At 60.7% G+C, this 25,627-nt stretch carries 26 protein-coding genes; 1 reads left to right on the plus strand and 25 read right to left on the minus strand.

The genetic code is table 11. The features are described 5' to 3' along the window. Nucleotides 1–24 precede the first annotated feature (24 nt). The 13 genes from OS035_RS03125 to OS035_RS03185 all read right to left on the minus strand — a co-directional run bounded on the left by OS035_RS03125 (nucleotide 25) and on the right by OS035_RS03185 (nucleotide 14,887). Complete coding sequence (locus OS035_RS03125; RefSeq protein WP_097623889.1) at nucleotides 25–1,071, minus strand: flagellar hook-associated family protein; 1,047 nt, start codon at nucleotides 1,069–1,071, stop codon at nucleotides 25–27. A 3-nt stretch (nucleotides 1,072–1,074) separates the two neighbouring features. Next, nucleotides 1,075–2,562: a flagellar hook-associated protein FlgK gene (gene flgK, locus OS035_RS03130; RefSeq protein ID WP_097623888.1), complete on the minus strand. Its 1,488-nt coding sequence runs from the start codon at nucleotides 2,560–2,562 to the stop codon at nucleotides 1,075–1,077. A 19-nt stretch (nucleotides 2,563–2,581) separates the two neighbouring features. Next, complete coding sequence (locus OS035_RS03135) at nucleotides 2,582–3,901, minus strand: flagellar hook protein FlgE (RefSeq protein ID WP_097623887.1); 1,320 nt, start codon at nucleotides 3,899–3,901, stop codon at nucleotides 2,582–2,584. A gap of 126 nt (nucleotides 3,902–4,027) precedes the next feature. Further along, the gene (gene rem / locus OS035_RS03140; RefSeq protein WP_003588527.1) at nucleotides 4,028–4,699 is read right to left on the minus strand and encodes a transcriptional activator Rem; all 672 of its coding nucleotides are present in this window, start codon (nucleotides 4,697–4,699) and stop codon (nucleotides 4,028–4,030) included. 280 nt (nucleotides 4,700–4,979) lie between these two features. After that, nucleotides 4,980–5,537, minus strand: a complete 558-nt coding sequence (locus OS035_RS03145; RefSeq protein WP_097623886.1) for a lytic transglycosylase domain-containing protein — start codon at nucleotides 5,535–5,537, stop codon at nucleotides 4,980–4,982. Next, the gene (gene fliK / locus OS035_RS03150; protein ID WP_097623885.1) at nucleotides 5,485–6,906 is read right to left on the minus strand and encodes a flagellar hook-length control protein FliK; all 1,422 of its coding nucleotides are present in this window, start codon (nucleotides 6,904–6,906) and stop codon (nucleotides 5,485–5,487) included. Before fliK ends, OS035_RS03145 begins: the two co-directional genes overlap by 53 nt. Continuing rightward, on the minus strand, nucleotides 6,903–8,198 hold the full coding sequence (gene motC / locus OS035_RS03155) for a chemotaxis protein MotC (protein ID WP_097623884.1): 1,296 nt from the start codon (nucleotides 8,196–8,198) through the stop codon (nucleotides 6,903–6,905). Before motC ends, fliK begins: the two co-directional genes overlap by 4 nt. 4 nt (nucleotides 8,199–8,202) lie before the next feature. After that, nucleotides 8,203–9,546, minus strand: coding sequence for a MotB family protein (locus OS035_RS03160; protein WP_097623883.1), 1,344 nt, complete (start codon nucleotides 9,544–9,546; stop codon nucleotides 8,203–8,205). Beyond that, nucleotides 9,543–10,172 (minus strand): hypothetical protein, encoded by a 630-nt coding sequence (locus OS035_RS03165; protein WP_097623882.1) that lies wholly within the window; start codon nucleotides 10,170–10,172, stop codon nucleotides 9,543–9,545. Before OS035_RS03165 ends, OS035_RS03160 begins: the two co-directional genes overlap by 4 nt. 200 nt (nucleotides 10,173–10,372) lie before the next feature. Then, nucleotides 10,373–11,335, minus strand: a complete 963-nt coding sequence (locus tag OS035_RS03170) for a flagellin N-terminal helical domain-containing protein (protein WP_097623881.1) — start codon at nucleotides 11,333–11,335, stop codon at nucleotides 10,373–10,375. 298 nt (nucleotides 11,336–11,633) lie between these two features. Further along, on the minus strand, nucleotides 11,634–12,545 hold the full coding sequence (locus OS035_RS03175) for a flagellin N-terminal helical domain-containing protein (protein WP_097623880.1): 912 nt from the start codon (nucleotides 12,543–12,545) through the stop codon (nucleotides 11,634–11,636). Nucleotides 12,546–12,791: 246 nt separating this feature from the next. Next, on the minus strand, nucleotides 12,792–13,700 hold the full coding sequence (locus OS035_RS03180; RefSeq protein WP_097623879.1) for a flagellin N-terminal helical domain-containing protein: 909 nt from the start codon (nucleotides 13,698–13,700) through the stop codon (nucleotides 12,792–12,794). Between the two features lie 281 nt (nucleotides 13,701–13,981). Continuing rightward, nucleotides 13,982–14,887, minus strand: coding sequence for a flagellin N-terminal helical domain-containing protein (locus OS035_RS03185; RefSeq protein WP_097623878.1), 906 nt, complete (start codon nucleotides 14,885–14,887; stop codon nucleotides 13,982–13,984). 432 nt (nucleotides 14,888–15,319) lie between these two features. Between OS035_RS03185 and OS035_RS03190 the strand changes: the two genes are divergently transcribed. Further along, on the plus strand, nucleotides 15,320–17,236 hold the full coding sequence (locus tag OS035_RS03190; protein ID WP_097623877.1) for an O-linked N-acetylglucosamine transferase, SPINDLY family protein: 1,917 nt from the start codon (nucleotides 15,320–15,322) through the stop codon (nucleotides 17,234–17,236). Between the two features lie 105 nt (nucleotides 17,237–17,341). On the opposite strand, the gene fliP is transcribed toward OS035_RS03190, so the two are convergent. From fliP to fliI, 12 genes are all read right to left on the minus strand, one after another. Then, the gene (fliP, locus tag OS035_RS03195) at nucleotides 17,342–18,079 is read right to left on the minus strand and encodes a flagellar type III secretion system pore protein FliP (RefSeq protein ID WP_003584259.1); all 738 of its coding nucleotides are present in this window, start codon (nucleotides 18,077–18,079) and stop codon (nucleotides 17,342–17,344) included. Continuing rightward, nucleotides 18,076–18,582: a flagellar basal body-associated FliL family protein gene (locus OS035_RS03200; protein ID WP_097623876.1), complete on the minus strand. Its 507-nt coding sequence runs from the start codon at nucleotides 18,580–18,582 to the stop codon at nucleotides 18,076–18,078. Before OS035_RS03200 ends, fliP begins: the two co-directional genes overlap by 4 nt. Before the next feature lie 12 nt (nucleotides 18,583–18,594). Continuing rightward, entirely contained in the window at nucleotides 18,595–19,311 is a 717-nt protein-coding gene (flgH, locus tag OS035_RS03205; protein ID WP_097623875.1) for a flagellar basal body L-ring protein FlgH, read from the minus strand. Further along, nucleotides 19,308–19,847 carry a MotE family protein gene (locus tag OS035_RS03210; protein WP_097623874.1) on the minus strand — a complete coding sequence of 180 codons (540 nt, stop codon included), beginning with the start codon at nucleotides 19,845–19,847 and terminating at the stop codon, nucleotides 19,308–19,310. Before OS035_RS03210 ends, flgH begins: the two co-directional genes overlap by 4 nt. Beyond that, nucleotides 19,844–20,965 (minus strand): flagellar basal body P-ring protein FlgI, encoded by a 1,122-nt coding sequence (locus tag OS035_RS03215; protein WP_097623873.1) that lies wholly within the window; start codon nucleotides 20,963–20,965, stop codon nucleotides 19,844–19,846. Before OS035_RS03215 ends, OS035_RS03210 begins: the two co-directional genes overlap by 4 nt. Further along, nucleotides 20,962–21,444, minus strand: a complete 483-nt coding sequence (gene flgA, locus OS035_RS03220; RefSeq protein WP_097623872.1) for a flagellar basal body P-ring formation chaperone FlgA — start codon at nucleotides 21,442–21,444, stop codon at nucleotides 20,962–20,964. The genes OS035_RS03215 and flgA overlap by 4 nt, the downstream gene beginning before the upstream one ends. 16 nt (nucleotides 21,445–21,460) lie before the next feature. Next, entirely contained in the window at nucleotides 21,461–22,249 is a 789-nt protein-coding gene (gene flgG / locus OS035_RS03225) for a flagellar basal-body rod protein FlgG (RefSeq protein WP_012556600.1), read from the minus strand. A gap of 19 nt (nucleotides 22,250–22,268) precedes the next feature. Then, nucleotides 22,269–22,610, minus strand: a complete 342-nt coding sequence (locus OS035_RS03230; RefSeq protein ID WP_003588549.1) for a flagellar hook-basal body complex protein FliE — start codon at nucleotides 22,608–22,610, stop codon at nucleotides 22,269–22,271. A 2-nt stretch (nucleotides 22,611–22,612) separates the two neighbouring features. After that, a complete protein-coding gene (gene flgC, locus OS035_RS03235) occupies nucleotides 22,613–23,029 on the minus strand; it encodes a flagellar basal body rod protein FlgC (RefSeq protein ID WP_003570338.1) in 417 nt (138 codons plus the stop codon). A 5-nt stretch (nucleotides 23,030–23,034) separates the two neighbouring features. Next, on the minus strand, nucleotides 23,035–23,427 hold the full coding sequence (gene flgB, locus OS035_RS03240; RefSeq protein ID WP_003588551.1) for a flagellar basal body rod protein FlgB: 393 nt from the start codon (nucleotides 23,425–23,427) through the stop codon (nucleotides 23,035–23,037). 167 nt (nucleotides 23,428–23,594) lie between these two features. Next, nucleotides 23,595–24,137: a flagellar protein gene (locus OS035_RS03245; protein ID WP_097623871.1), complete on the minus strand. Its 543-nt coding sequence runs from the start codon at nucleotides 24,135–24,137 to the stop codon at nucleotides 23,595–23,597. A 2-nt stretch (nucleotides 24,138–24,139) separates the two neighbouring features. Further along, nucleotides 24,140–25,537: a flagellar protein export ATPase FliI gene (gene fliI, locus OS035_RS03250; protein ID WP_097623870.1), complete on the minus strand. Its 1,398-nt coding sequence runs from the start codon at nucleotides 25,535–25,537 to the stop codon at nucleotides 24,140–24,142. Nucleotides 25,538–25,627 lie beyond the last annotated feature (90 nt).

Consider the following 25,627-nt stretch of genomic DNA (forward strand, 5'->3'; position numbering starts at 1 on the left):
CTTAGTCTTGCGCGCCTTTGCTCATCAAAGGTAGTTTACGAGACTCAACTGCTGGATCTTCGAGACGATCGTGTAAGCCGTTTCAAGCTGCGTTTCCAAGGTCTTGACGAGGGTCGAAGCCTCGTAGGGATCGACGCCCTGAAGGTCGACGAGCTTGTTCTTGATGATGTTCGACTGGGCGTCGAGGGCGTCGTTGGACTTCTTGACGCGCTCCTGGGAAAGACCGAGCTGGCTTGCCTGCGTCACGAGGCCGCTGGTCGCCTTCGTCGTGTAGCTGATTGCCTGCTTCGACACCGTGCTCATCGCGTCGCTGCTCAGGTCCTGGCCAAGCAGCGCCGAGGTCATCACCGAGGCGAGCGCCATGTAGCGCATGCCTTCGGAATTGGCGTTGGTCGAGGATTCGATGACTTCCGAATTGCTGATGCGGCTCGTCATGTTCTGGCTCGATGCCTGCGACCAGCCGGTCGTCGCATTGGTCCAGTTTGCCTCGCTGAACATCGGCTCGACCATCGTCGTAATGAAGGTCTCCATTTCGTCGCCGGTGAGATCGCTGACGCCCTTGCCGAGGCCCGTCGCATATGTATTCAGCGCGGTGACGATATCCGCGCTCGTCGCCGTCGTCTGGTCAGTCAGCGGCTGCACATCGGTGTTGATGCCGGAGAACAAGTATTCGCCGTTCACCATGGTATTGGCCGTGTCCATCATAGTGGACAGCGCGCTGGTCGCCGACTGGATGGCGACGGTAATGCTGCCGGGATCGTGGCTGCCCTGGAGCGCCGTCAGCTTCGAAACGAGACCGTCGCCGACGTCCTTCATCTTGGACAGGCCGAGTTGCGAGGATTCCATGCGCGCGGTGACGAGCGAATTGCTCGATTTGATCGTGTCGATCCTGTCGACCTCGCGGCTGAAGTCGACGCTTCTGGCGGCGTTGCCGCCGAGCGAGACACCGATGTCGGCATAGACACCCGTCGTTGCCTCCATCGTCGCCTTCGTCATCTGGTTCTGCCCCTGACGAATGGTCAAGCGCATCGCATTCTGAATGGCTGAACTTGAAATAAATGAGCTCTTCATGGCTTAACTCGCAATATCCAGCAATGACTTCAACATTTCGTCGACAGCGTTCAGGATTTTGGTCGCCGCCTTGTAAGATTGCTCTATGTCAAGGAGCAGCGTCAGTTCCTCGTCGAGGTTGACACCCGTCTCGTTGGAATAGGCTTCGTCCGAGCGCGACAGCGCCGCCGAGGTGTTTTCCGCCGCGGTCGTGGCATTGCTGCGATACTGCTCGAGCCAACCGAGGGAATTCGTGGCGTATTCCATGATGCTGACGTTCGAATCGATGCCCGTCGAGGTGTCGAATCCGGCCGTCGTCCCCGTTGCCGGATCGAAATCGATATCGGAGCCCAAGGCATTATAAAGACTATCGAGGTCCGTCGTATAACCACTGAGGTGGGTAGGATTGTTGACGACGCCGTCGGCGTTGACGCCGCCATCGCGCAGGCGCATCGGGTCGCCGCCCTGCGAGGTGATGACGGTGCTGCTGACGGTGATGGTCGACGCCATACCGGCAACCGCGGTGCTGCCGGCCTCGACCGTGTCGCCGCTCCAGGTGAAGAGACCTGTCACATAGGCCGGGGTCCCCGACGTGCTCTGCTCCTTGAAGAGCGATACCAGGCCGCGGGCGATTTCATCGAGCTGCTTCTGGAAGTTGGGAGCGATCTCGTCACGGACCTGCAGGAGCGACTGAAGGCTTCCCTGCCCCGTCGCCGTCGATCCGCTGCCACGCGGAAGCGCGACACCGTCGATATAGACCGAATTGCCGGCGATGGTGGCATTGTAGGCATCCTTCGCCTGGAACGTCACCGTGCGCGGGATCGTCTCGAAGAGAATCGTCCCGTCAGACGTGCTCAGCACCATGTCGTTGTTGTCGCGCGTCGTGGCGCTGACGCCGACGATCTGCGAAATCTGCTTGAGGGCCTTCTCGCGTTCGTCGAGAGCGCTGGAGGGATCCGCGCCCGTGGCCGTGGCGGTCTTCACCGCATTGTTGGCGGTCTCGAACTGGCTGAGCAGCGTATTCAGCGTATCGACCGCGGTAGCGATCTGCTTGTCGGCGCTGGCGCGGACATCCTGTACGGAACTCGACGCATTGTTCAGCGAGTTGGCGACGTCCTGGGCGGCGGTGATCGCGCCCTGGGCGGCGACGGTGCTGCCGGGCGTCGTGCGGAAGGCCTGAAGTTTCTGCTGGAAAACACCGAGATAGGTGGATGGCGACGTCTCGTAGTCGTTGCCACCCATGATCGACTTGAGGTCCTCGAGACCGCTGAGCAGGGTTTGCTGGGCGCTGTCCTGGGAGGACGACTTCAGATATTGGCGCAGCAGCGCATCTTCCTGCGCCCGGTCGATCTTGACGACCTGCGCGCCGTTCAGGGACGTGGTGAGCATCGCCTGCCGGCGCACGTAATCCTTGTTGCCGGCATTCGAAATATTGTTCGATACGACACTGCTCTGCGTGCCGGTATTGTTGAATATTCCCTGCGCGGTATTAAGTGCGGACGTGAGCGACATGGCTTACCCGTTACCCTGATTATCTCTTGAGGTTGACGAGGACGTCCATGATGTCGGACCCCGTCTGGAACACCTTGGAATTGGCGGTATAGCTGCGTTGGGATTCGATCATCTCGGTGAGCTCGCCGGCAAGGTCGACGTTCGAACCTTCGAGAGCACCCGACTTGATCGTGCCGAGGCCGTTGGTCTGCGGGAAACCGGTGACAGTGACGCCCGACTGGCCGTTGGCGCTGTAGACGTTTCCGCTCATCAGCGTCAACTTGTCCGGACTTGCGACATTCGCGAGCGGAATGCGGTAGAGCGGCTTGGTGCTGCCGTCCTCGTATTTGGCGTAGACTATGCCGTCGCCGTCGATCGTTACGTCCTTGACCGGGCTTGCGGCTTGACCGTTCGGCGTGCCGGTGCCGGCAAACTCGGCGCCGAGCTGCGTAAAGCCCGTGAGATCCATGTCGATATCCAAACCAGTTACCGGATCGGAGATCGTGACGGTGCCCGTTGAGTTGGTGATCTTGCCGGTTGAGTCGAACTCGAGCGTGGTCTCTGCCACGGTGCCGCCGGTGGGGGTGGTGGTACTGTAGGGGAAGGAGGTCGTTCCGCCGGTTGCCGCATCGGCGTTGCGGAAGATCGCAACCTCCCAAGTGCTGGCGGTGCCGGTTGCCGGCGGTGGTGTAGTAACCGAGGTCTTGGTGAAGTAGAAGTCGTACATCACCTTGTTGCCGAGCGTGTCGTAGGCGACCATCGAGAACTTCTTGGTGTCGGTTGTCGGGGTGCCGGTTGCGCCGTTGTCGCTCGGAAGCGTCGCAGGAGCGACCGGAGCAACGTTAGCGTTGGAATTAAGGTTGCCCTTGAAGACGCCTGACGTCGAGGCGATGGCAGTTAATCCTTCCTGGTTGACATTGACGGGAACGAGGCCGTCGAAGCCGTTGACGACGACGGCGGGAGCGCCGGAGTCGTAGGAATAACCCATCAGGCCGAAGCCGGCGGCGTTGACGAGATTGCCTTCGTCGTCCTTCGTGAAGTCGCCGGCGCGGGTCAGGACAGGCGTGCCGTCGGCGCCCTGGACGATGAAGAAGCCGTCGCCCGAGATCGCAAGGTCGGTGGTGGAGGTGGTGTAGGAAATATCGCCCTGGTCGGAGACGGCCTGGCGGACGGAGGTCTGAACGCCGCCGGAATTGTAGTTGCCGCCCGAGGATGGCAGAACCAGCGACGAGAAGCTCGTCGACACGGCCTTGTAACCGGTCGTGTTAACGTTGGCGATATTGTCGGAGACCGTGCTGAGGCGGTTCGCCTGCGCATTCATGCCCGATACCGCCGTCTTCATGCTGCCGAAAATGCTCATCTGAAAACCTCGTTTTACCTGTTAAGCTCGAGAGTATTTGTCGGGCCTTGCGTGAAGCTGTCTGTGATGGCGCGCTGCGAGGCCAATATCGAGGTTCAGCCGGGCGTCGCCGCCCGGCCGGAAAAATCAGGCCCAATCGATGCAGTAGCCAAGGAAGCGCTTGGAATCGACCGGATCGACGCCGAGCTTCTTGCGCAGCTTCTTGCGCAGCTTCGAGATATGGCTTTCGACGACATTCTCCTCGACCTCCTCATCGAAGATGCCGTAGATGGCGTTGAAGATCTGGGTCTTGGTGACCCGGCGACCGCGATTGGCGATTAGATATTCGAGGATGCGGCGCTCGCGCCGGGGAAGCGCGAAGACTTCGCCGTTGATCTCAGGGTCGCGGCCGTCCGAGAAGACGCGGATCCCGCCGATTTCGGTGTAGTTGGCAATCGCCTTCAGCCGGCGCCGGATCGCAGCCGCCCTTGCCAGGATTTCGCGCGGATGCACCGGTTTGCGCACCACATCGTCGACGCCACAATCGAATAGCGCAAGGGTGTTTTCGAGCGAGGGCTGGTCGCTGACCGCAATTACCGGCGCCATCGACCGGTCCCGGATCGCCCGGGGGAGTTCGAGGCTGCGCTGGCCCTGACCGATCAGGAAGGCCTCGACTGCCGCAATATCGGAATCGGCGGCGGTCTGTACCCACTCGCCAAATTCCGCTGGATCAAAGCCGGTGGAGGGAATGCCCTCACGACCAAACAGAGATGTGTATCCATCTTTCACGAGCTCACGCTCATCAACCACGACGATCATTCGTCCGCCTCCGAATCAGTGTGGCACTTCGATGATCTATGGGTACGAATCGCACGAATCGGCGACAACTCGTTAAAGTTAATGGCAGAAACTAATAATTGATTAAGATCTGGGTAGCGATTTGATCTATATCTAGTGGGTCTAGCTGTTTATGCACACCAAAATTTCGTGGAAAAGTTAACGGCCCCTTAATTATGACTTGCGCAGGGGATTCATGCCGGATTCCTGCCATATTGTGACACAGTTTCGTCACAATGGGCCCATTCCATCTTTGGTTGAATTAATTTCGGCAAAAGTTACTCGCATTGGGAGTCCACTTGCCGTAGCCCGTGGCGACCAGATTGGCGATGACGCGGCAGACATATTGCTTCTGCGCGGGGTCATTGTTGGGGCCTGCATGGTATCTGGCTACCGCCATCGTCCATGTCTCGTGACGGTCATGCAGGTCGCGGAGGAATTTTGCTGCATACTCGACGTTGCGATGCGGGTCGAACATATCCTCGGCCGAGCCAAAATTTTCGCCATGATAGTAATGGTTGATCTGCATGCAGCCGATGTCGATGAGCTTGGCGCCGCTGCTGCGGGCGACATCGAACTGCCGCATCGCGTCCTGTTCGGAGGGCGGAAAGATCGCCTTGCCTTCGACGTTCATTGCATAGGGATAGAGCGAGCCCTTGCGGCCGGTCTCCGTCAGGCCGACCGAATAGAGGATGCCTTCCGGGATACCGTATTTGGCAGCTGCCGACTGGATCTCACGCTCGCAGGCGCCGGTGGAGGCTTTGACCTCAGAGGTAAACGCCGCCAGTGCCGCCGCTGCGGCCAGCATTAGCGTCTTCAATACCGGTCTCGCCTGCACCATTGAAGCCTCCGTCCGCCCGCTGTGCCGTCTGATTGTGACGCTCGCGCGCCTCGCCGCCCTGCCCCTGCTGGGCGAGCGACTGCTGCTGGGAGGCCTGGCCTTGACTGCCTGCCTGGTTGCCGGCGTCGCTACGCTCGACCGGCGCCATGCTGATGGTAACGTTGTCGACGGCGTAGCCCTGGCTGCGCAGTGCTTCGAGAATCTTGCCGTGATCTTCCTTCATCTGACGGTAGGCCGCGCCGGTTTCGACCTTGAGGTCGACATTCAGGGCGTCGCCGGACAGGCGCATGGTCGCCGTCACCATGCCGAGATCGAGCGGATTCATCTGGATCTTCAGCGTATTGACCACCTTGCCGGTGCTTGTCCATTCCGCCGCATTGGAGAGCGCCGAGCTCGGTTCCATGGCGCGCGCCCATTCTGAATCGCCGGAGAGAGCGGCAGTGAGGGCGGCGGAATTCGAATTCTGCATCAGGCCGATATAGCGGCGCGACTCGAGAACCGAAACGTTTTCGACATCGGCTTTCTTGGCGCTGTCCTTAGGCCCGGCCTGATCGGTGCCGAGGTGAACATCCATCGACACGCCACGGCCATCGGCGCGGCTGATCCTGAACGTCCTGCCGTCGGCGGCTTCGGCATTCTCCGATCCCGGCACCTTGACGTCACCTACCATGCCACTGTCGACGTTGCCGCTGACGGCCGCCAAGGCGTCGGACGCATGGCCGCCTGCCTTGGCTTCGATATCCTCGATCTTCTTGTCGGCTTCATCGGCTTTGGCGGACGCATGATGGACGCCTGCGGTCACCGGCAAACCAACGGCGCCGTCGGCAGGTCCCTGCTTCAGCAGGCCGAGGACATCGGAAATGCCGCCGTCATTATCCTCACTGTCCTTGTCCGTATCGGTATCCAACGCGTCGGCTTTGGCATGCTTGCCGCCTTTGGCCGCCTCGGTCGAGCGGTCTTTCGGGTCGACCTTGCCGAAGGCGATATCCGCCTGCACCTTGACTGCAGCCTTTGCGGGCTTTGCCGCGACGACATTTGCGATGGTCTCCGGCGGCCCTTCAGCCTGCGCCTTCAAAGCGGCATCGCCGAGATCGATCAACGGCTTTGCGCCATTGCGGCTGCGGATGGTCCGCGCCACTTTCTCGGCGCCGGCATCGGCAACTGCACCCTGATCCGGCTGCGCATCGTCGGCGTCGTCATTGACGGCGCCGTTGCTTGCCTTGGCAAGCGCGTCGGAAAAGCCGTTCTTTTGGCCGCCAGCATCGTCTTTGCCCATCGGCCGTGCAGATTTCACAGCCGCGGCAGAATCAGGACCGGCGGCTCCGCCCAAGACGCTCATATCCATCATTGTTCGTTGCCTTCCTGCGCCAGAAGACCGTCGATCTCGTCGAGCTTAGACCGATTGGTCGTCACAAATGCGTTGAATGAGGGGTCGGTACCCTGGCTCTGGCCAGTCGATGCCACACCTCCCGGAACAGGCTCGGAAAGCGCGCCTGGCGCTCCCGGTTGCGGAGCTATAGCCGCAGCCTTTTCAGAAGTGATTTCTTGATCAGAAGTGTTAGGGCCCGAGGCTTGCGTCAGGCTTGCCGGGTCGGGAGCGCGCAGGATCTGCTCGGCAACCGATCGTGCCGCCTCCTGCAACGCCTGATCCCGCGGCGAAAGCGTGTCACCGGCGATGCCGCTGACATTCTTCGCTGCCCGGTCGATATCCTCTGTGGTAAGGCCGGCCATGCCGCCATAGAAATCCGCAAGAGGACCGAAGGCATTGTCAGTGCCGGCGCCAAGCGACTGCACACGGTCGACCGCCATATGGGCCAGCTGCGGCTTTCCCGCGATCGCCGCAGCGCGGGCGATGCGCAGATAGACCTCGCGCTGGCGCGGCGCGTCCATGAAGGACAGGATGTCGATGACATCCTGCGGCTTCACGTCGTGATCATGGCCGACGACGAGTGTCACGAAAAGGTCGGCGAACTGGCTGGCATAAGGCGAATGTAGGAAGCGCCTGATATAGCGCTGCGAATAGGCCATGCCCCTGTCGAGCATCCCCTTGTCGACGCAGATGGCGACGGAGCGGCGCAACGCCGCTTCCTCGACGATCGTGCCGGGTGCCGCAAGGCGCGCCTGGTCGTAGAGATCCAGTGCGTCTGTCGGCTTCGTCGCGATCAGCACGTTGCCGCCGATCAACGCAAGGTATGGGCCGATCTTCTTGTCGCGGTATTCCCTGGCCGTCTCCTCCAGGGTCTTGGCGACGAGCAGCCCCTTACCGCTCAGATATTTTCTGAGCACATCGGTGACACGGTTGTCGAAATAGCCGTTGACGTCGTGGGCGATCAGATATTCGAGCGTCTGCGGATTGCCGCCGCTCATCGCGTAGATCAGCGCTGCATCGACGTTGCGGTCGTCATCGAAGACCGAAGTATCGACGCTGCGCAGCCGCTCGTCGATCGTTCCCAGCATGAAGCGCTGCATCTCTCCGGCCGAATGATCCCCGGAGACGACGGAATCCTGCACAAACTGCAGCGACCGCAGCATCTTGTACGGTGCAAGATCGTCCGGATCCTGCGCCTTGGCTGCGGCCGGCGAAAGCATCGCCAGACCGAGAGCCACAAATCCGACATAGCGATGCTGCCGACGCGCCATCCTGTTATCCTCGATCCGCCTGCACCAGGATCTCGATCCGGCGGTTGGTCGCGTTGAACGGGTCGGACGGCAGCTTCAGCCGGCGGTCGGCAAAGCCCGAAACCTGGGAGATGCGTTTTTCGTCGAGCCCGCCGCGCACAAGCATATAATAAGCGCTCTGGGCGCGGTCCATCGAAAGCCGCCAGTTTTCATTCTGCGCGCCCTTATACTGGCGCCCGTCCGTATGGCCGCGGATGGCGACCGCGCCGCCCCTTTCCTTCAGGATCGCGCCGATCTTTTCCATGGCGAGCACCATTTCCTGGCGGGGAACCGCGGAACCGATATTGAACATCGAGTCGTCGCTCTGGTCGGAGATGCTGACGAGCAATCCGCCTTCGGATGCCGTTACGGTCAGGCCTTCGGCAAGCTTGCCGGCAATGCCGCCGATCTGCTGAGCGATCTGCTCCTGCAGTTGCTCGGCTTGTTTCTGCTGCTGCTGTTCGGTCTCGGCCGCGCTCTTGTCCGCATCCTTCTGATGATCGGCGTCCTTCTGCGCTGCATCCTTTTGCGCTGGGGCCTTCTTGTCCTCAGCCTTCTTATCGCCAGACTTCTTGTCATCCGGCGCCTTGCCGTCCTTGGCCTCGGCCGCGCCCTTGGCTTCCTGAGCGGCCTTCTGATCGGTGGTCAGCGGTATCGGCTTCATATCCTCGACCTTGGCCATCTCGGTTGTCGCGCTTTCAGCCGCCTGCTCGTCGCTCTTGCCGGGAGGCGCGGACTTGCCGGCTGTCGTGACCTCAACCTGCTTCGTCCAGAAATCCGGATCGAAGGGATCACGATAGGCTTCGCCGCCATCGGCGCCGGTGGCCGGGCCGGAATCGGCGGCACCGCCATCGCCCTTGGCGCTGACATTGGCCTGCTGGCCGACTTCCTGCGCGATCTCGGCCAGAACCGAATACGGATTTTCGAAGAAATCGGCCTCGGAATAATTGGTCTGGTCGCCTGATGTCGATGTCTGGTCGTCACCATCCGCCGAAGCCTTGCCGTCGTTCGGATTTTCTTCCTTCTGTTTCGACTTCTCCTGCTTCTCCTCGCCTTCGGCGTTGTCGACGGGCTTCTTCAATCCCTTCTCGGTCGGCTTTTCGTCGGAAAGCTTGATCGGATTGAAATAGGTCGCGACCGAGGCCTTGGTCTCCTCGTTGGCGGCATTGACCAGCCACATGACCAGGAAGAACGCCATCATCGCCGTCATGAAGTCGGCATAGGCAATTTTCCACGCACCGCCATGGGAGCCATCGTGATCACCGCCGCCATGTCTCTTGACGATGATGATCTCGTTCTTGCCGTGGTGGTGGTTTTCGCCTTCGCTCATTCGAGAACTTTCTTCAAGCTGGCTGCCCAGGCGGACATACGGGTGACGATGACGGAATCGCCGATTTCGACGGCAAGATCGATATCGTCAGTCTCAATGTGTCGAACCGCCTCGGCATGTTCACCGAGCTCGGCGGCTAAGAGTTCGAAAAGCCGGCTGGGCCCGCGGACGACGATCGGTCCGGCAGCGCCCTCGAGGATCGAGTCGCGCAGCAGCACGGCGAGGCTTTCGGCTGCCCTGGCGGCAAGCGCTTCGGTCATCACGGGCGCGATGGCGATAGAGGCACCGGCACTGACCAGCTGCGCGACCTCTTCGGCAATATCGCGGACGCGGGATGCAATGACCGCTGCCGCCTCGACTTCGTAGCGAAGCCTCAGCTCGGCAAGCTCACGCGCGTGAGCCTCGGCCAGCGTCCGCGTCTCGCGTTCGTATTTTTCGGTCAAATCAGCGGTCGCTGCGGCATGACCTTGCGCATAGGCATTGCGGCGCTCCGCCTCGACGTCGATTACCGGTTCGCTCGGCATTTCGGGAAAACCGTCGCCGCCGAAATCGTCCATCTCGATGATCGGCGCTGACGGTTCCGGTTCACCGAAATCCTTCAAATACCGGGAAAGCGTAATGCTCATAAAAAACCATCCAGCATTCGGGAGGCATGCAGCATATCCACCCCCGCTCAAAACGAACTTGCGCGCCGGCACGTCGCTTCGAACGGGCAAGGGCTTCACCTTGCACCGGCACGGATTCGGACGATGCCTTCATGCCGGAAACTAGGAAGTCAAACTTGCGCGAGGATGAATGGCACCGCCATCCGCGATCGCGCCCACCTTTATTCCAGCAGGATCAAAATCTTGCTCGAAGCCGTGTTGAGGATCGAGATCGCTTCGACGGCCATCTGCTTCTGGGTTTCGATCGCCTTTTGCCGGATCGAAGCCTCGTCCATGTCGGTATCGACGAGCGCGCCGACGCTCTTGTCGATCGAATCGGAGAGATCGGCCGTATAGTCCATCTGATCGTCGATACGCGTCTTCATCACACCGATGGAAGCGGCCGTCGTCGTCAGCGAGGAAAGCAGCGAGTCGGTCACATCGAGCATATCGGTGAGTTGCGCATCGGTCGTATTCTTGTCGATCGCAATTTCCGTGCCCGTCGCCGGCGTGGTCGAGCTGGCGTCCAAAAGGTAATAGTTGCGCGCCGTCGCGCCGCTGTTGTTGATCGCGTTGGCATCGACCGCCTTGGTAAACAGTCCGCCGCTCGCATCGTTCTTATCGATGAGGATGGTTTGCGACGAGGGGAAATCGATGGTCTGAGCTTGATATTCGCCAGTCGGCGCGCGCACGAAACTCGAAATCACCGACCATGTCGGCGGCGCGGCGGTGTCGCCGTTCAGCAGCCAGTTTTCGCCGGCAAACGACGTCGATTCAACGACGGTCTTCAGCTGCTCCTTATATTCGCTGATCTCAGCATTGATCTTGTCCTTGTCGGTGCCGGGCTCTTTTGCCGCAACCAGCTTGGCGCGAATCTGGCCCATAAGATCAATCGCCGAGGTCATCGCCGTGTAGGTCGCATCCACCTTGGCAGCGCCGAGTCCAAGCGCATCTCCGATCGTGCCCAGATTGGTGCTGTCTGAGCGCATGACGGTTGCGATCGACCAGTAGGACGCATCGTCGGAGGCCGTCTCGATACGGTAACCCGAGGAAACTTGCTGCTGTGTCTGGCTGGCTTCTTTGTTGATGCTGCGTAGCACCGCAAGCGCATTCACCGCGGCCGCGCTGGTAATCTTAACGGTCATCGACAGGTCTCGGAATAAGGTCAAGGGGCAGGCCGGAATGCCGGCGGCGACTGAAGTGGCATCATGCCTCCGGTAGAGTTTCTACCGGCGTGTCGCAAAAGCAAATCAACTGAAAGCGAAGGTAACTCGATATCAACCCGTTGGGCAAGAGCGCAGCGCCGAACGCGCCGCGTCGATCGCGACGCAATTCAAGCCATTGATATAAAAGAAAAAACCGCGCCGTTTCGGACGCGGTTCGTAGGCTTTTCGCTTGTTGCCGGACGAGGGCGCAAGATTCGGTCCAGCTTCAGCGCCCGATTTAGCTGCGGAACAGCGTGAGAATGTTCTGAGCGCTGGAGTTGGCGATCGACAGCGACTGGATCGCCAGCTGCTGCTGCGTTTGCAACGCCGTCAGCTTACTCGATTCCTCCTCCATATCGGCATCGACAAGGCGGCCCACGCCCGAGTCGATCGAGTCGCTGAGCGCGCCGACGAAATTTTCCTGCAGTTCGATTCGCGTGGAAATCGAGCCGAGCTGCGATGCGGCCTTGGTCATCGCGTCCAAGCCGGCCTCGATCGAGGTCAGGGCCATGGAGATCTCAACCGAGCCGAAGGTGCTGATGTCCATCGAGTAGATCGAGCCGATCGTACCGTATGATGTGCCAATAATGCCGGAGCTCGTCTCGATCGAGCCGACCGAGTCCATGCCGAAGAGGACGTTGCCCGTGGAGCTTGAGTCCAGGATGTAGTCCGTCGTCTTGACGGAGACATTGCCGTTGCCATCGCGCACGAAGGTGGAAACCACGCTCTTAGTGCCGTCAGCGCCGGCAACCCAGTTTTCACCGGAAAAGGAAGCCGATTGGGCAATGCTGAGCAACTGCTGCTGCAACTGGCCGATTTCTTCCTGGACCTTGGTCTTGTCGACGCCCTTTTCGGTCGCGGCGACGATCTTCGCCTTGATTTCGCTGATGACGTCGATAGCGCTGTCCATGGCGGAATAAGCGGTATCGACCTTGGCGGCACCGAGGCCGAGAGCGTCGGAGACGGCGGAAAGTGCCTTGTTGTCCGAACGCATGGTCGTTGCGATCGACCAGTAGGCGGCGTTGTCGGACGCTTTTTCGACGCGATAACCCGACGATACGCGGTTCTGCGTAGCCTCGAGGCCGTCATTGATTCCGCGGAGTGTCTGAAGGGCGGCCATCGCCGCAACGTTCGTCAAAATGCTGGTCATGAAATGATTGCCCCTTGTCGGCAGTTGATAAAAAGGGACATTCCGGAAGCTACCGGGAACGGGGACCAGCCTCATGCCTGTTAACCGGTTCTTAAATTTGGTTAACCCGCCGTCTCGTTGACCTGAGAAAACAGCATTATGGTTAATCAACCGTTAACAGACACTAAAAAAAGCCGCGCTCCATTGAAGCGCGGCTCGTTTCCGAAGTCCCGCCGGAGACCGGCGGGCCGATATTTCCGAGGGTTATTAGCCGCGGAACAGCGTGAGGATGGTCTGCGAAGAGGAGTTCGCGATCGACAGTGACTGGACGGCCAGCTGCTGCTGGGTCTGCAGAGCGCTGAGCTTGGAGGATTCTTCTTCCATGTCGGCGTCGACGAGACGGCCGACACCGGAGTCGATCGAGTCGCTGAGAGCGGATACGAAGTTTTCCTGCAGTTCGATGCGCTTGGAGATCGAGCCGAGAGCAGCGCCGGCGCTGGTCATGGACTTCAGAGCCGCTTCGACATTGGTCAGAGCCGTCTGGATCTCGCCGAGGGTGAAGTTGGTGATGTCCATCGCGTAGACAGAACCGGTGGCGCCGTTCGACGTGCCGAGGATACCCGTGGAGGTTTCAACAGCGCCGCCGCTCATGCCGAACAGAACGTTGCCTGCGGAGCCGTCGTCGAGAACGTAGTCGGTCATCACGACCGAGACAGCGTTGGAGCCGTCACGAACGAAGGAGGCAACGACGTTCTTGGTGCCGTCGGCGCCGGCAACCCAGTTTTCACCGGAGAAGGAAGCCGACTGAGCGACGCTCAGGAGCTGCTGCTGCAGCTGGCTGATTTCTTCCTGGACCTTGGCCTTGTCGACGCCGTTTTCAGTCGCGGCAACCAGCTTGGCCTTGATGTTCCCGACGACATCGATGGCGCTGTCCATGGCGGAATAAGCGGTATCAACCTTGGCGGCGCCGAGGCCGAGAGCGTCGGAGACGGCGGAAAGCGCCTTGTTGTCCGAACGCATGGTCGTTGCGATCGACCAGTAAGCAGCATTGTCGGAAGCCTGGCCAACGCGATAGCCGGACGAAACGTGAGCCTGGGTTGTCTGGAGACCCTGGTTGATGCCACGGAGAGTCTGGAGGGCTGCCATCGCAGCGTTATTGGTGTTGATGCTCGTCATAGTTTGTTTGCCCCTTGTTGGCAGATTTTAAAAAGGGACATTCCGGATTTTCGGCCGGCCCACAGCGATCAGCATCATGCCTGTTAACCAGTCTCGTTAAGGTTAACTCGCCGTTTCGATGGGCCTAGAAAACAGCAAGATGGTTAAGGAAAGCTAAATTCAAAATGGAAATAGCGTAAAAATATCTGACACTTAGAAGGTTTTTCATTAACCTTATGTTAAAACATTTCGCGGCCGGGAATGACCCGGCCGCGAAACTTGAAAACCTTTGCCGACCGCTCTTAGCGGAAGAGCGACAAGATGTTCTGCGAAGAGGAATTCGCAATCGACAGCGACTGGATCGCCAGCTGCTGCTGGGTCTGCAGGGCGCTGAGCTTGGAGGATTCTTCTTCCATGTTGGCGTCGACGAGACGGCCGACACCGGAGTCGATCGAGTCGCTGAGAGCGTTGACGAAATCGTCCTGGTTGTCGATACGCTTGGAGAGCGAGCCGAGAGCAGCACCGGCGCTGGTCATGGACTTCAGAGCCGCTTCGACGTTGGTCAGAGCCGTCTGGATCTGGCCGGCGGTGAAGTTGGTGATGTCCATCCCGTAGATTGAACCGGTGGCGCCGTTCGACGTGCCGAGGATACCCGTGGAGGTTTCGACCGAGCCGCCGCTCATGCCGAACAGAACGTTGCCTGCAGAGCCGTCGTCGAGAACGTAGTCGGTGGTGGTGACCGACACGGCGTTGGAGCCGTCGCGGACGAACGAGGAAACGACGCTCTTGGTGCCATCGGCGCCGGCAACCCAGTTTTCACCGTTGAACGAAGCCGACTGAGCGATGCTCTTCAGCTGTTCCTGCAGCTGGCTGATTTCTTCCTGGACCTTGGCCTTGTCAACGCCGTTTTCAGTGGCGGCAACCAGCTTGGCCTTGATGTCGCCGACGACGTCAATGGCGCTGTCCATGGCGGTGTAAGCGGTGTCGACCTTGGCAGCGCCCATGCCGAGAGCGTCGGAAACGGCAGAAAGCGCCTTGTTGTCCGAACGCATGGTCGTTGCGATCGACCAGTAAGCAGCGTTGTCGGAAGCCTTTTCGACGCGGTAGCCCGACGAAACGTGGTTCTGCGTGCTGTTCAGGTTCTGGTTGACGCTGCGTAGCGTCTGGAGAGCGGCCTGTGCGGAAGAATTGGTGTTAATGCTTGTCATAAATCTGTCCCCTGGAAACTAGATACAAAAAGGAGGACATACCGGACTATAGTACCGGCGATGACGGACCAGCTTCATGCTACTCGGCGCCTTTTTTTGTTTGGCCCAAACCCGTCATGTCCAGGGCAATCTCGCAGCCAATGCTTGCCAACTTCTTAAAAACAGAGGCCCCGTGCCGGCTCCTTACATCGCATAGTTAATGCCGGCTGAATCTATTCCTTCGCATGCTAACATGCCGAGAAAGAAACCGTTTTCTCTCATGAAGGAAGCGCCTTCATGCGGCACACCGGTTTCAAGCAAGCTTCACCTGGCAGTGTGGCAGGCGCCGGGATAGCATCATCGGATCGATCCGCCCGTTTTCGGGGAGGACGGCTCGGGCGTGCGTCGGCGATCGACAGAAATGCCAGAACATTTCCTTCACGGAGTTGGGTTTTGAACAGCAAAGTTTCGTTCTCTGCGGCATCCAGAGATTACCAGGCGGGCCGCTACACACAGTCCCTGGCGACGCTCAACCAGCTCATGGATATCCAGCAGGACGCCAAGACCTATGCGCTGCTGGCCAAGAACCTCCTGCAGCTCGGCTTCAAGGCCGATGCCGCGAAAGCCTATGGCTTGGCCGGCAACTGCGAAGGACCGAATGCCTACGAATACCAGAAGCAGGCTGCCAAGCTGCATTATGAGATCGGCAACGAGGATGATGCTCTGCTGATCGCCATGCGAAACCTCGCCAAGGCCAAGGACGACGCAGAACTCGCCTTCATCATCACGGCGATCTATCTGAAGCGCCAGCAGCGGGATATCATTCGCCCGTTCAAGACGGTGCTGTCACAGAGTGCCAATCCCGATCATATGCGCCTGGCGGCCCTGCTGCTGAGCGACGATCTGAACGACGCAACCAACCAGAGCCTCTCGCGCAACCTCTTCAAGCGGTTTCCGGGCAATCTCGCATTCCGCTTCCTGCATCTGGTTTTCGCCCGCGAATTCAACGAGTTCGAAGAGGCCAGCAAACATCAGGCGGTGATCGACTCTGCACTCGCAAAGGGCGATATCGAGATCCTGCGCAAGGACAACCCGTTCTATCATCTGCACTGGTGCGGCAACGAGGATTTCAACCGCTATGCCACGATCGGCACCACCCCCCTCAACCCCGAACGGGTGGCCTTCCGCCGCAACCAGCCGCACACGTGGTCCGACAAGATCCGGATCGGCTACATGTCATCGGACTTCTGGGATCGCCATGCGACGATGAAGCTCCTGCAGCGGATCCTGGAACTGCACGACAGGGACCGGTTCGAGGTGACGCTGTTCTGCCATACGGGTCCGGAATACCTGAAGCACAACGTTACCGACCGCAGCCGCTGGGGCCGGATCGTCGACGTTCACGGCTTCTCCGATCAGGCGGTGCTGGCAGTCGTGCGCGAGCATAATATCGACATCATGGTCGACCTGAAGGGCCATACCTCCGGCAGTCGCGCGACAGCCTTCAACCTGCCGCTGGCGCCAGTACACGTCGGCTGGCTTGGTTTCCCCGGCAGCACCGTCAATATCGATCTCGACTACGTCATCGGCGACCATTCGGTACTGCCCGAGGTGGCCAAGCCCTTCTACCATGAGAAATTCTGCCGGTTGCCGGAAAGCTATCAGCCGAACGACCCGATGCATCGCCCGAAGCCGCGCCCCGTCACCCGCGAGCAGCTCGGCCTGCCGAAAGAGGCCTTTATCTTCGCCTCATTCAACGGCAACCGCAAGATCACGCCGGAGACGATCGACAGCTGGTGCCGCATTCTCAAGCGGGCGCCGAACAGCGTGCTCTGGCTGATGGCGAACACGCCGCGCAACCAGGCGAATCTGTTGAAGCACTTCCAGACGGCAGGCATTTCGCCCAAGCGGATCATTTTCTGCCCGCGCGCGCCCTACGAACAACATATCGACCGTCAGCAGGCGGCCGACCTCGGCATCGATACCTTCCCCGTCAACGGCCATACGACCACCTCGGAGCAGCTCTGGGGCGGCCTGCCGGTTCTGACCTTCAAGGGCACCAACTTCGCCTCACGCGTCAGCGAGAGCCTGCTGCGGGCCATCGACCTGCCCGACCTCGTCGCAAGCGACCTGCAGGCCTATGAAGATATGGCCGTCGAACTGGCGCAGAACCCCGGAAGGATCGCCGAATACAAGGCGCATCTGAAAGAGAAGCGCTATATCGCACCGCTCTTCGACGCCGAACGTTTCTGCAATCATCTGGAGCAGGCCTACGAAATCATGGCCGAGCGCGGCAAGCAGCGTCTCGCCCCCGAGCACATGGACATTGCGGCGCTGCCGCCGCGCACGGTGCCGTTCGGCGCCGAGTGAGCCTTTCAATCGTCACGAAAACCCGCCGGAGCGATCCGGCGGGTTTTCTCGTTGCCGAAAGCCTAGACGAAGATAGGAACGGGCAAAGATAGGAGCGGCGGTCGGTCAGTTGAACGAGCGCACCAGACTGCCGACCAGCAGGTTCCAGCCGTCGATCAGCACGAAGAAGAGAATCTTGAACGGCAGCGAGATCGACGTCGGCGGCAGCATCATCATGCCCATCGCCATGGTGATGGTGGCGACGATGAGGTCGATAACGAGGAACGGCAGGACGACGAGGAAGCCGATCTCGAAGCCGCGGCGAATTTCCGAAATCATGAAGGCCGGGATCAGCACGCGATAGTCGATCGGATCCGTCGTCTGGATAGTCTGGCCGCGTTCACGCGCCAGATCGACGAATAGCGCCAGATCCTTGTCGCGGGTGTTGGCCGCCATGAAGGTGCGGAAGGGTTCGGCAATCCGCTGGACGGCCTCGGTCTCGTTGATCTGATTGGCAAGCAGCGGCTGCACGCCGTTCTGCCAGGCCTGATCGAAGGTCGGCGACATGACGTAGAAGGTCATGAACAGCGACAGCGACAGGAGGATCATGTTGGAGGGGGTCGACGAGAGGCCCATGCCTGAGCGCAGGATCGAGAAGGCGATGATGAAGCGCGGGAAGCTCGTCACCATGATCAGGATGCCCGGCGCGACCGAAAGGATGGTCAGCAGGCCGAACGTGCGGATGATCCAGGCGGCGACGGAGCCATCGACGGGTACGTTCAACAAGTCAGTCGGCAGCTGCTGTGCCACCGCCAGTTCCGGTACCGCCATCATGGCGGCAAGGAAAACTATGAGACGAATCATTCGATGACAAATGTCCTGAACATGACCTTCGATACCCGCCCTTGCGAGCGAAGGTCAACACGTTCCTGTATGTCATCCTTGAGATATTGAAAGCCCCGCGGCCCCTCGATCTGCTGCAGGGAAACGGTCCTGACATAGGCGAGGATATCCTGGTGGATATCCTCGGAAACCTTGACATCCGGTGGTCCGTTGAACAGCAGCGCGACCTCGAGTCGGACCCAGTTTTCCGAGGGGTAGGCGAGGTTCGAGGTGATCGGCTCGAGCTGGACAACGTTGTTCGCCTCGGTCGAGATGTGGGCCAGGCCTTCCTCGGCCTTTTTCTTGGCCTCGGCGTCCTTGGCCTGCTCGGCCTCCTTGGCGCCCTTGATGTTGGGCGCGACGATCGTGCCGACCGCCCAGCCGCCGCCGGCGCCGAGCAGCGTCAGGACAGCGATACCGATGATCGTCATCAGCGTGGCGGATTTCTTCTTTGGTTGACCTGTGCTTGCGTCTGGCTCTGCCATCGTCGTTCAGCCTCAAAGCGGCGAGAAAAGATCGACGGCCTGCTGGCCGCGCGGAGGCTGCTGTACTTCCATCAGGCGGCCGCGGCCACCGTAGGAGATGCGGGCCTCGGCGATCTTGTCGTAGGAAATCTGGTTGTCGGCATTGACGTCCTGCGGGCGAACGATACCGGCGACGTTCAGGATGCGCAGTTCCTGGTTCAGACGGACTTCCTGCGAGCCCGAGATGACGAGGTTACCGTTTTCGAGAATGCCGGTGACGACGGCGGCGACCAGAAGGGTGATCTTGTCGGTGCGCTCGATCTTGCCCTTGCCGTCGGTGCTGGTGTCGGAACCATAGGTGAGGTCGGTCTTGGACTCGGGCGTCCAGCCGAAGATCTGGGCGTTGACGTCCCAGTTCATGCCGCTCGAATTGGTGCGGCTGCGGTTGGTCTCGTTGTCGAAGGAGGCCTTGTCGTTGATCTGGATGTCGACGGTCAGGATGTCGCCGACATTGAGCGCACGCGCATCCTTGAAGAGCGCCGCCTGTGAATCGCTCCACAGGGAATAACCCTGCGCCACGGCGCGCGGCTGCTTCGGATAAAGCGCCATCTGCGGCGTCTGGCCATAGGCCAGGCCGCTGCCGATCGGGCTCATGGCGGGCGCGCGGCCGATCTCGCTGACTGCCGTCGGAGACTGGCAACCTGCAAGGAGTGCGAGGGCGGCGATCGCGGCCGGGAAACGCATATTCATGAAGGATCCTTCGACGTATTGGGATCGGACGCACTGGCGATGACGCTGGCGATGGCCGCGGCCTTCTTCGGGTCCATCTCGTTGAGGATGAGGCTCGACTGACGCGGGCCGAGCCGCATGATCACGGCGGAGGCCACCTCGATCTTCATGTCCTGTAGTTGCAGTGCGGCCGAATCCGGCTTCATCTTCTTGTAGATTTCAGTGAGGCCGGCTTCCGCTTGCTTCAGGAAATCGTCGCGCCGCTTCAGCCAGTCCTGGTACTCGGCCTTGCGCTTATCCATCTCCGCCATGCGGGCGTCGATGTCGGCGCGAAGCTTTTCCAGCTCCTGCTTCTGCAGGAGGTAACGCTGGTCGCGGGCGGGGTCGGCAATGTTGGTGCAGAACTGCTTGACTTCGTCCTGGGAGGTGATGTCGCCCGCCGGCGCATGCTCCTGCGCGAAGGCGCCCGGGATCGACAGAAGGACGAGGCCTGCTGCCGGCAGCGCCAGCCGGCGCGCCAATTGCAGGACCGTCATGTCTTTGATGATCTTTATCATTGCAGCACAAGCTCCGCCTGCAGGGCGCCCGCCGACTTGATGCCCTGGAGAATGGCGATGATGCCATCCGGCTTCACGCCGATATTGTTGAGGCCGGCAACGAGGGTCCTGAGGTCGGGACCGTCGATGATCGCGACGCGCCCGCCGGTCTGCTCAGCGGCGATATCGGTCTGCGGCTGGACCGCGGTGCGGCCACGCGAGAAAGGTTCGGGCTGGATGATCTGCGGCGTCTCGGTGACCTGAACCGTCAGGGTGCCGTAGCTGACGGCGACCGGCGAGACGCGGACGTCGGAGCCGATGACGATCGTTCCGGTACGCTCGTTGATGACAACCTTGGCCGGCGTATCGGTTTCGACGATGAGATTTTCGATGTCGGCCATCAGCCGGGTGAGATCGGCCGTGCGCGGCTTCTGAATCACCACTTCCTGAGAATCCTTGGCTTCGGCGACCGGGCCGCCGAAACGTGCTGAGGCATAACCATTGACGATGTCGGCGATGCGGATCGCCGTCGAGAAGTCGGGATTGCGCAGCTGCAGGACGAGATTGACCGAGTCCTTGAAGCGGGACGGCAGTTCACGTTCGATGATCGCGCCGCCGGGCACGCGGCCGGCGGTGGTCACACCTTCGGTCACGGTCGCCGCCTGGCCCTGGGCCTGGAAGCCGGTGACGATGGCAGCGCCCTGGGCGACAGCGTAGATCTGGCCGTCCGCGCCGGAAAGCGAGGTCATGACGAGTGTGCCGCCGCGCAGCGATGTTGCGTCGCCGAGCGAGCTTACCGTTACGTCGATGCGGCTGCCGGGGCTTGCGAAGGGCGGCAGGTTGGCGGTGACCATGACGGCCGCCGTGTTCTTGGCGTTGGATTGGCCGCCCTGCGTCGAGATGCCGAGATTCTGCAGCATAGCCCGCATCGACTGCTCGGTGAAAGGCGAAGCACGGAAGCCGTCGCCGGTTCCCTGCAGGCCGACGATCAGGCCGTAGCCGATCAACTGGTTGTCGCGTCCGGCCTGAAGGGAGGCGATATCCTTGATGCGGGATGTCAGCGCCCAGGCGGGCGCGACGTCGACGAGGTTCATGGCAAGCACCGCGACAAGGGTCAAGAACCGGAAGAACAATTTCATTTTGCCCTCACATGGACCGTGCCGTCCGCAAGCACCGTGCCGCTGACGATGACGCCGGAATCCATATTGCGCGCGCGGATCAGCTGCCCTGTGGCGCCGTCTTCGAGCGGCGAGCCGGCGGCTGAGATGGTCATCGCACCGAGCGAGAAGACCAGGCGGATCGAAGAACCGCGGGTCACCGTATAGGGCTCACGCAGACCCGAAACCGAAATCGTGCGGCCCGGCAAAAGCGTGCGCTTGGAGACCAGGCCTTCGACCTGGGAGATGGATTTGGCGAAATCGCCGGAAAGGTTGGGGTTGGTGACCTCGACCTCCTGAAGCTGGCTGGCCGACAATGTGTCGCCGGGGTAGATGATCGTCGTCGGGACGACGGCATAACCCATGCCGGCATCCACGTCCGCGGGCAAGAAAATGCCCGTGACTGCGATCGTGGCTGCCGCCACCCATCCTGAGATGTGTCCTGCCCGGCAAAACATCATGTTTCGGCCCTTCCCTTTACTTCAGGTTCTTGCTGACGATGGAGGCCATTTCATCAGCGGTGGTGATCACCTTGGAATTCATCTCGTAAGCGCGCTGGGCCGAGATCAGCTCGGTGATTTCCTTCACCGGATCGACGTTCGACGATTCCAGATAGCCCTGCTTCATGTAGGCGAAACCTTCCTCGTCAGGATTGCCCACGACGGCTTCGCCGGAGGCTGCCGTTTCCTGGAAGAGATTGTCGCCGAGCGGCTGGAGACCAGCCTCGTTGACGAAGTCGGCAAGCGTCAACTGGCCGAGCACGGTCGCATCCGCCGCACCCGGCAATTTGGCCGAAACCTGGCCGGAGCGGCTGATCGTCAGCTCGGTCGAGCCCGTCGGGATGGTGATACCGGGCAGGACCTCGTAGCCGTCGATGGTGACGAGCTGGCCCTGGTCGTTCTTGTTGAAGGCGCCGGCGCGGGTGTAAAGCGTCGTCCCGTCGGTCGACTGGATCTGGAAGAAGCCCTTGCCGATCAGCGCCACGTCGAGGTCGTTGCCGGTCTGGGTCAGTTCGCCTTGGAGATGCAGGTTGCGGACCGCCGATGTCTGGACGCCGAGGCCGATATTGGCGCCTTCGGGAACGACGGCCTGGTTGGCGCGGTTGGCGACGCCCTTGGCGCGTTCGGTCTGGTAGAGAAGATCGGAGAATTCGGCGCGGGCGCGCTTGAAACCCGTCGTATTGATGTTGGCGATATTGTTCGCGATGACTTCCAGATTGGTCTGCTGGGCATCCATGCCCGTTGCTGCAATGGCGAGCGCTCTCATGTGTTCGTCCTCAAATCAGTTACATCTGCATCTTGGTGACTTCGAGAAAGGCCGAGACGACCTTGTCGCGGATGGCGATCGCCGTCTGCAGCGTCTGCTCGGCCTGGAGCATGGAATCGACGACTTCACGCGTCGTCGCCGTGCCTTTGATCCCGGCAAAGGACATGCTTTCCGCACCCTTCAGGCTGCTGACCGCGTCGCTTGCCATGTTGCCCATGACGGAGGCGAAGCTCATATTATTGGCCGCACCTGCGGTGCCTGGCATGGTGGCGGCAGACGACGAGGCCGAATTTTCGGTGTCGACGGCGCCGAGCGCACGGGTCATCGAAAGGTTGCTGACATTCTGGACGCTGCTGATCATTATTATTGGCTCTTCAGGAGATCGATCGTGGAGGAGATGAGATCGCGGGTCTGCTTGATGGTCTGCAGATTGGCGTCATACGAGCGGTTGGCTTCGCGCATGTCGGCCATCTCGACCAGGATGTTGACGTTCGGCAGCTTGACGACGCCCTTCTGGTCCGCAGCCGGATTGCTGGGGTCGAATTCGGTGCTGAAGTCGCCTTCGTCGACGCCGACCTTCTTGACGTCGACCGTCTCGACGCCGCTCACACGATCCATCTGTTGGCCGAAGGTGATGGTCTTGCGGCGATAGGGGTCGGCACCGGGCGTGTCACCGGTCGAGCGGGCGTTGGCGATGTTTTCCGAAACGATGCGCAGGCGCGTCGACTGCGCCTCGAGCCCGGAACCGGCGATTTTCATTGCTGCTGAAAGCGGATCCATGACTTTTACTTCCTGACGGTCATCAGCATCATGCGGTTGAAGGAACTGACCAGCGAGGTATTCAGATCGTATTGGCGCTTGATATCGCCGGACTTGGAAAGCTCCTCGGCCAGACCGACCGTGTTGCCGGATTCCTGGACGCCGATTTCCTGGTCGAGTGAGGCGTCCTTGACGTCGATATCGCCGCTGGCGCTGAAATCATTGCCGCTGAGATGGGCCGGATTGGTGCGCGCCATGGTGATGTCTGATTTGTCGAGCACGGCGTCGAAGGGCGTGACGTCCTTGGCGCGGAACTTCGGAGTATTGGCATTCGCGATGTTGCCGGCAACAACCTGCTGACGGATCGTCAGCCATTCCGCCTGTCGCGAAGCCAAGTCGAAAAGTTGGATCGGTTGCATGAGACTCTCCGTTTTTACTGTCCCCAACCTATTGCGGTAATCTTGCGTGGGACTTACGGGAGTTCAGGTTTCAAGGCGCTTTTCGGCGAGCGGGGGGCCCCAAAAAAACCGAGGCCCCGGCCGGTTCGCGGCGGAGCCTCCATTGCCTCCGGCGTTGGCCGACAGGTTCAGTTGTTCTGGTAGGTCTCACCCTTGGAGGTGACGATCATCCACTTGCCCCCGCGCTGTTCGATTGTCGCAAGGCGGCTCTGATCCGGCAGTATCGAGCCGACGCGCACCACATACATGCCGGAGGTATCCTCGATCAGCGCCCGCCCATTGGAGACGTGCAGCAGGCGGAAGGACGACTTGCCGGGAAAGGGCTGATCCTCCAGGATGGGGCGGCCCTCGCGCTCCTTGCCGAGGTCGGAGACCGTCGCCGTCGTCAGCGGATCGATCGGCGGCGCCTTCTTGTCCGGCTCGTTCTTGTTGACCATGGCCAGCGGCGAGACGCTGAAGACATTGCGCGCCGGCCAATCCGGCAGTTCGCGCGAATTGTCGCTGGCGGCGACATTGATGCCGAATTTGTCTTCATTGAAGAAAACATACCAGGGAAAGAACGCAGAGGCGCCGGCAAGCGCCAGGCCGGCAAAGGTCAGAAACCGATCCAAGCGGGCGGCCTTCCCGCGCTGCTTCGGGGAAGCGATGCGTTCGTCGTCGAATTCAGCCACATCTATCTCCTCTGGATGGCTCCGCCCTGATTGCCGACACCGGCTGCAGCCTTGAGGGCGCTGGCGAGATCGGCAAAGGCATCGGGCGAGTTGCGATCGCCCGGCGACTGTTTCAGGACGTCGTAAATGATCGGGACCTGCTTGACCGCCATGTCGAGATCGGGATCGGCGCCCTGGCGGTAACCGCCGATCAGGCGCAGGTCGCGCGTTTCCTCGAAGCGGTGGATCAGCACCTTCAGCCGCGACACCAGCTTTTCCTGGTCCGGCGTCCAGGCCTTGCGGGCAAGACGCGAGATCGAGGCGAGCGGATCGATCGGCGGATAACGCCCTTCTTCGGCGAGACTGCGCTGCAGGACGATATGACCATCGAGAATGCCGCGCGTCGAATCGGCGATCGGGTCGTTGTGGTTGTCGCCGTCGACGAGGATCGAGATGATCGCGGTGATTGTGCCGGCGCCCTCGGGACCGGGACCGGCGCGCTCCAACAGGCGCGGCAGCTCGGTGAAGACGGAAGCCGGGTAGCCGCGGGCAATCGGCGGCTCGCCGGAGGCGGTCGCCACCTCGCGGATCGCATGGGCGAAACGCGTGACGCTGTCGACGATGAACAGGACGTTCTCACCCTTGTCGCGGAAATGCTCGGCGATGGTGACCGCCGTCAGCGGCGCCATCTTGCGCAGCATCGGGCTCTCGTCGCTGGTGGCGACGACGGCGATCGCCTTCTTCATATTGCTGCCGAGCGTATCCTCGATGAATTCGCGCACCTCGCGGCCGCGCTCGCCGACAAGCGCAATGACGACCTTGTCGAAGGCATCGGCGCGGGCGAGCATGGACAGAAGCGTCGACTTACCGACGCCGGAGCCGGCGAAGATGCCGAGGCGCTGCCCGAGGCAGAGCGGCGAAAAGATGTCGATGGCGCGCACGCCGGTCTTGAAGCCGGCCTCGACACGCTTACGGGTCATCGAGGGCGGCGCGGTATTGGAGATCGAGCGGCGGTCGAGGCCCTCGGCGATCGGGCCCAGTCCGTCGATCGGCTCGCAGAGCGAGTTGACGGTGCGCCCGCACCAGCTGTCCGACGGGGAGATGCGGAAGGCGCCCTTGCGGATGACGGTATCGTGGATGCCGATCGGCTCGCCTGGCTCGATCGGGCAGACATAGATCAGATCAGGCTCGACGCGAACGACCTCGCCCAAATGGATGCCGGTTGCCGATTTATGGGCGACGAACTCGCCGAGGCGAACATGGCGGGAAAGACCGCGAACCGTGTAGTGACCGGCAGCGATGGTCTGCACGCGACCGCCATGGGCAACCGAAAACTCCGGCGATGCGTATCGCTCGACGAGGCCTGCCAGATGCGCCAGCTTCGGGGAAAGACCGTCCTCGGACAGCAGCGTGGTGCTCATGCTTCAATCCCACCCGAAAATACGACGCATTTTCGATCTCTGTTCTTATGCATGTCGTCCTCCCAAAACCGCTGCACACTTTTGGGCGAC

It is taken from the genome of Rhizobium sp. 268 (assembly GCF_036571585.1).
In the GTDB taxonomy this organism is placed as follows: Bacteria; Pseudomonadota; Alphaproteobacteria; order Rhizobiales; family Rhizobiaceae; genus Rhizobium; species Rhizobium redzepovicii.

What these genes read in the sequence shown, in the direction of transcription:
- OS035_RS03125 (WP_097623889.1), bottom strand. Translation starts at nt 1,071, where the DNA reads ATGAAGAGCTCATTTATTTCAAGTTCAGCCATTCAGAATGCGATGCGC.
- flgK (WP_097623888.1), bottom strand. Translation starts at nt 2,562, where the DNA reads ATGTCGCTCACGTCCGCACTTAATACCGCGCAGGGAATATTCAACAAT.
- OS035_RS03135 (WP_097623887.1), bottom strand. Translation starts at nt 3,901, where the DNA reads ATGAGCATTTTCGGCAGCATGAAGACGGCGGTATCGGGCATGAATGCG.
- rem (WP_003588527.1), bottom strand. Translation starts at nt 4,699, where the DNA reads ATGATCGTCGTGGTTGATGAGCGTGAGCTCGTGAAAGATGGATACACA.
- fliK (WP_097623885.1), bottom strand. Translation starts at nt 6,906, where the DNA reads ATGATGGATATGAGCGTCTTGGGCGGAGCCGCCGGTCCTGATTCTGCC.
- motC (WP_097623884.1), bottom strand. Translation starts at nt 8,198, where the DNA reads ATGGCGCGTCGGCAGCATCGCTATGTCGGATTTGTGGCTCTCGGTCTG.
- OS035_RS03160 (WP_097623883.1), bottom strand. Translation starts at nt 9,546, where the DNA reads ATGAGCGAAGGCGAAAACCACCACCACGGCAAGAACGAGATCATCATC.
- OS035_RS03165 (WP_097623882.1), bottom strand. Translation starts at nt 10,172, where the DNA reads ATGAGCATTACGCTTTCCCGGTATTTGAAGGATTTCGGTGAACCGGAA.
- OS035_RS03170 (WP_097623881.1), bottom strand. Translation starts at nt 11,335, where the DNA reads ATGACCGTTAAGATTACCAGCGCGGCCGCGGTGAATGCGCTTGCGGTG.
- OS035_RS03175 (WP_097623880.1), bottom strand. Translation starts at nt 12,545, where the DNA reads ATGACCAGCATTTTGACGAACGTTGCGGCGATGGCCGCCCTTCAGACA.
- OS035_RS03180 (WP_097623879.1), bottom strand. Translation starts at nt 13,700, where the DNA reads ATGACGAGCATCAACACCAATAACGCTGCGATGGCAGCCCTCCAGACT.
- OS035_RS03185 (WP_097623878.1), bottom strand. Translation starts at nt 14,887, where the DNA reads ATGACAAGCATTAACACCAATTCTTCCGCACAGGCCGCTCTCCAGACG.
- fliP (WP_003584259.1), bottom strand. Translation starts at nt 18,079, where the DNA reads ATGATTCGTCTCATAGTTTTCCTTGCCGCCATGATGGCGGTACCGGAA.
- OS035_RS03200 (WP_097623876.1), bottom strand. Translation starts at nt 18,582, where the DNA reads ATGGCAGAGCCAGACGCAAGCACAGGTCAACCAAAGAAGAAATCCGCC.
- flgH (WP_097623875.1), bottom strand. Translation starts at nt 19,311, where the DNA reads ATGAATATGCGTTTCCCGGCCGCGATCGCCGCCCTCGCACTCCTTGCA.
- OS035_RS03210 (WP_097623874.1), bottom strand. Translation starts at nt 19,847, where the DNA reads ATGATAAAGATCATCAAAGACATGACGGTCCTGCAATTGGCGCGCCGG.
- OS035_RS03215 (WP_097623873.1), bottom strand. Translation starts at nt 20,965, where the DNA reads ATGAAATTGTTCTTCCGGTTCTTGACCCTTGTCGCGGTGCTTGCCATG.
- flgA (WP_097623872.1), bottom strand. Translation starts at nt 21,444, where the DNA reads ATGATGTTTTGCCGGGCAGGACACATCTCAGGATGGGTGGCGGCAGCC.
- flgG (WP_012556600.1), bottom strand. Translation starts at nt 22,249, where the DNA reads ATGAGAGCGCTCGCCATTGCAGCAACGGGCATGGATGCCCAGCAGACC.
- OS035_RS03230 (WP_003588549.1), bottom strand. Translation starts at nt 22,610, where the DNA reads ATGATCAGCAGCGTCCAGAATGTCAGCAACCTTTCGATGACCCGTGCG.
- flgC (WP_003570338.1), bottom strand. Translation starts at nt 23,029, where the DNA reads ATGGATCCGCTTTCAGCAGCAATGAAAATCGCCGGTTCCGGGCTCGAG.
- flgB (WP_003588551.1), bottom strand. Translation starts at nt 23,427, where the DNA reads ATGCAACCGATCCAACTTTTCGACTTGGCTTCGCGACAGGCGGAATGG.
- fliI (WP_097623870.1), bottom strand. Translation starts at nt 25,537, where the DNA reads ATGAGCACCACGCTGCTGTCCGAGGACGGTCTTTCCCCGAAGCTGGCG.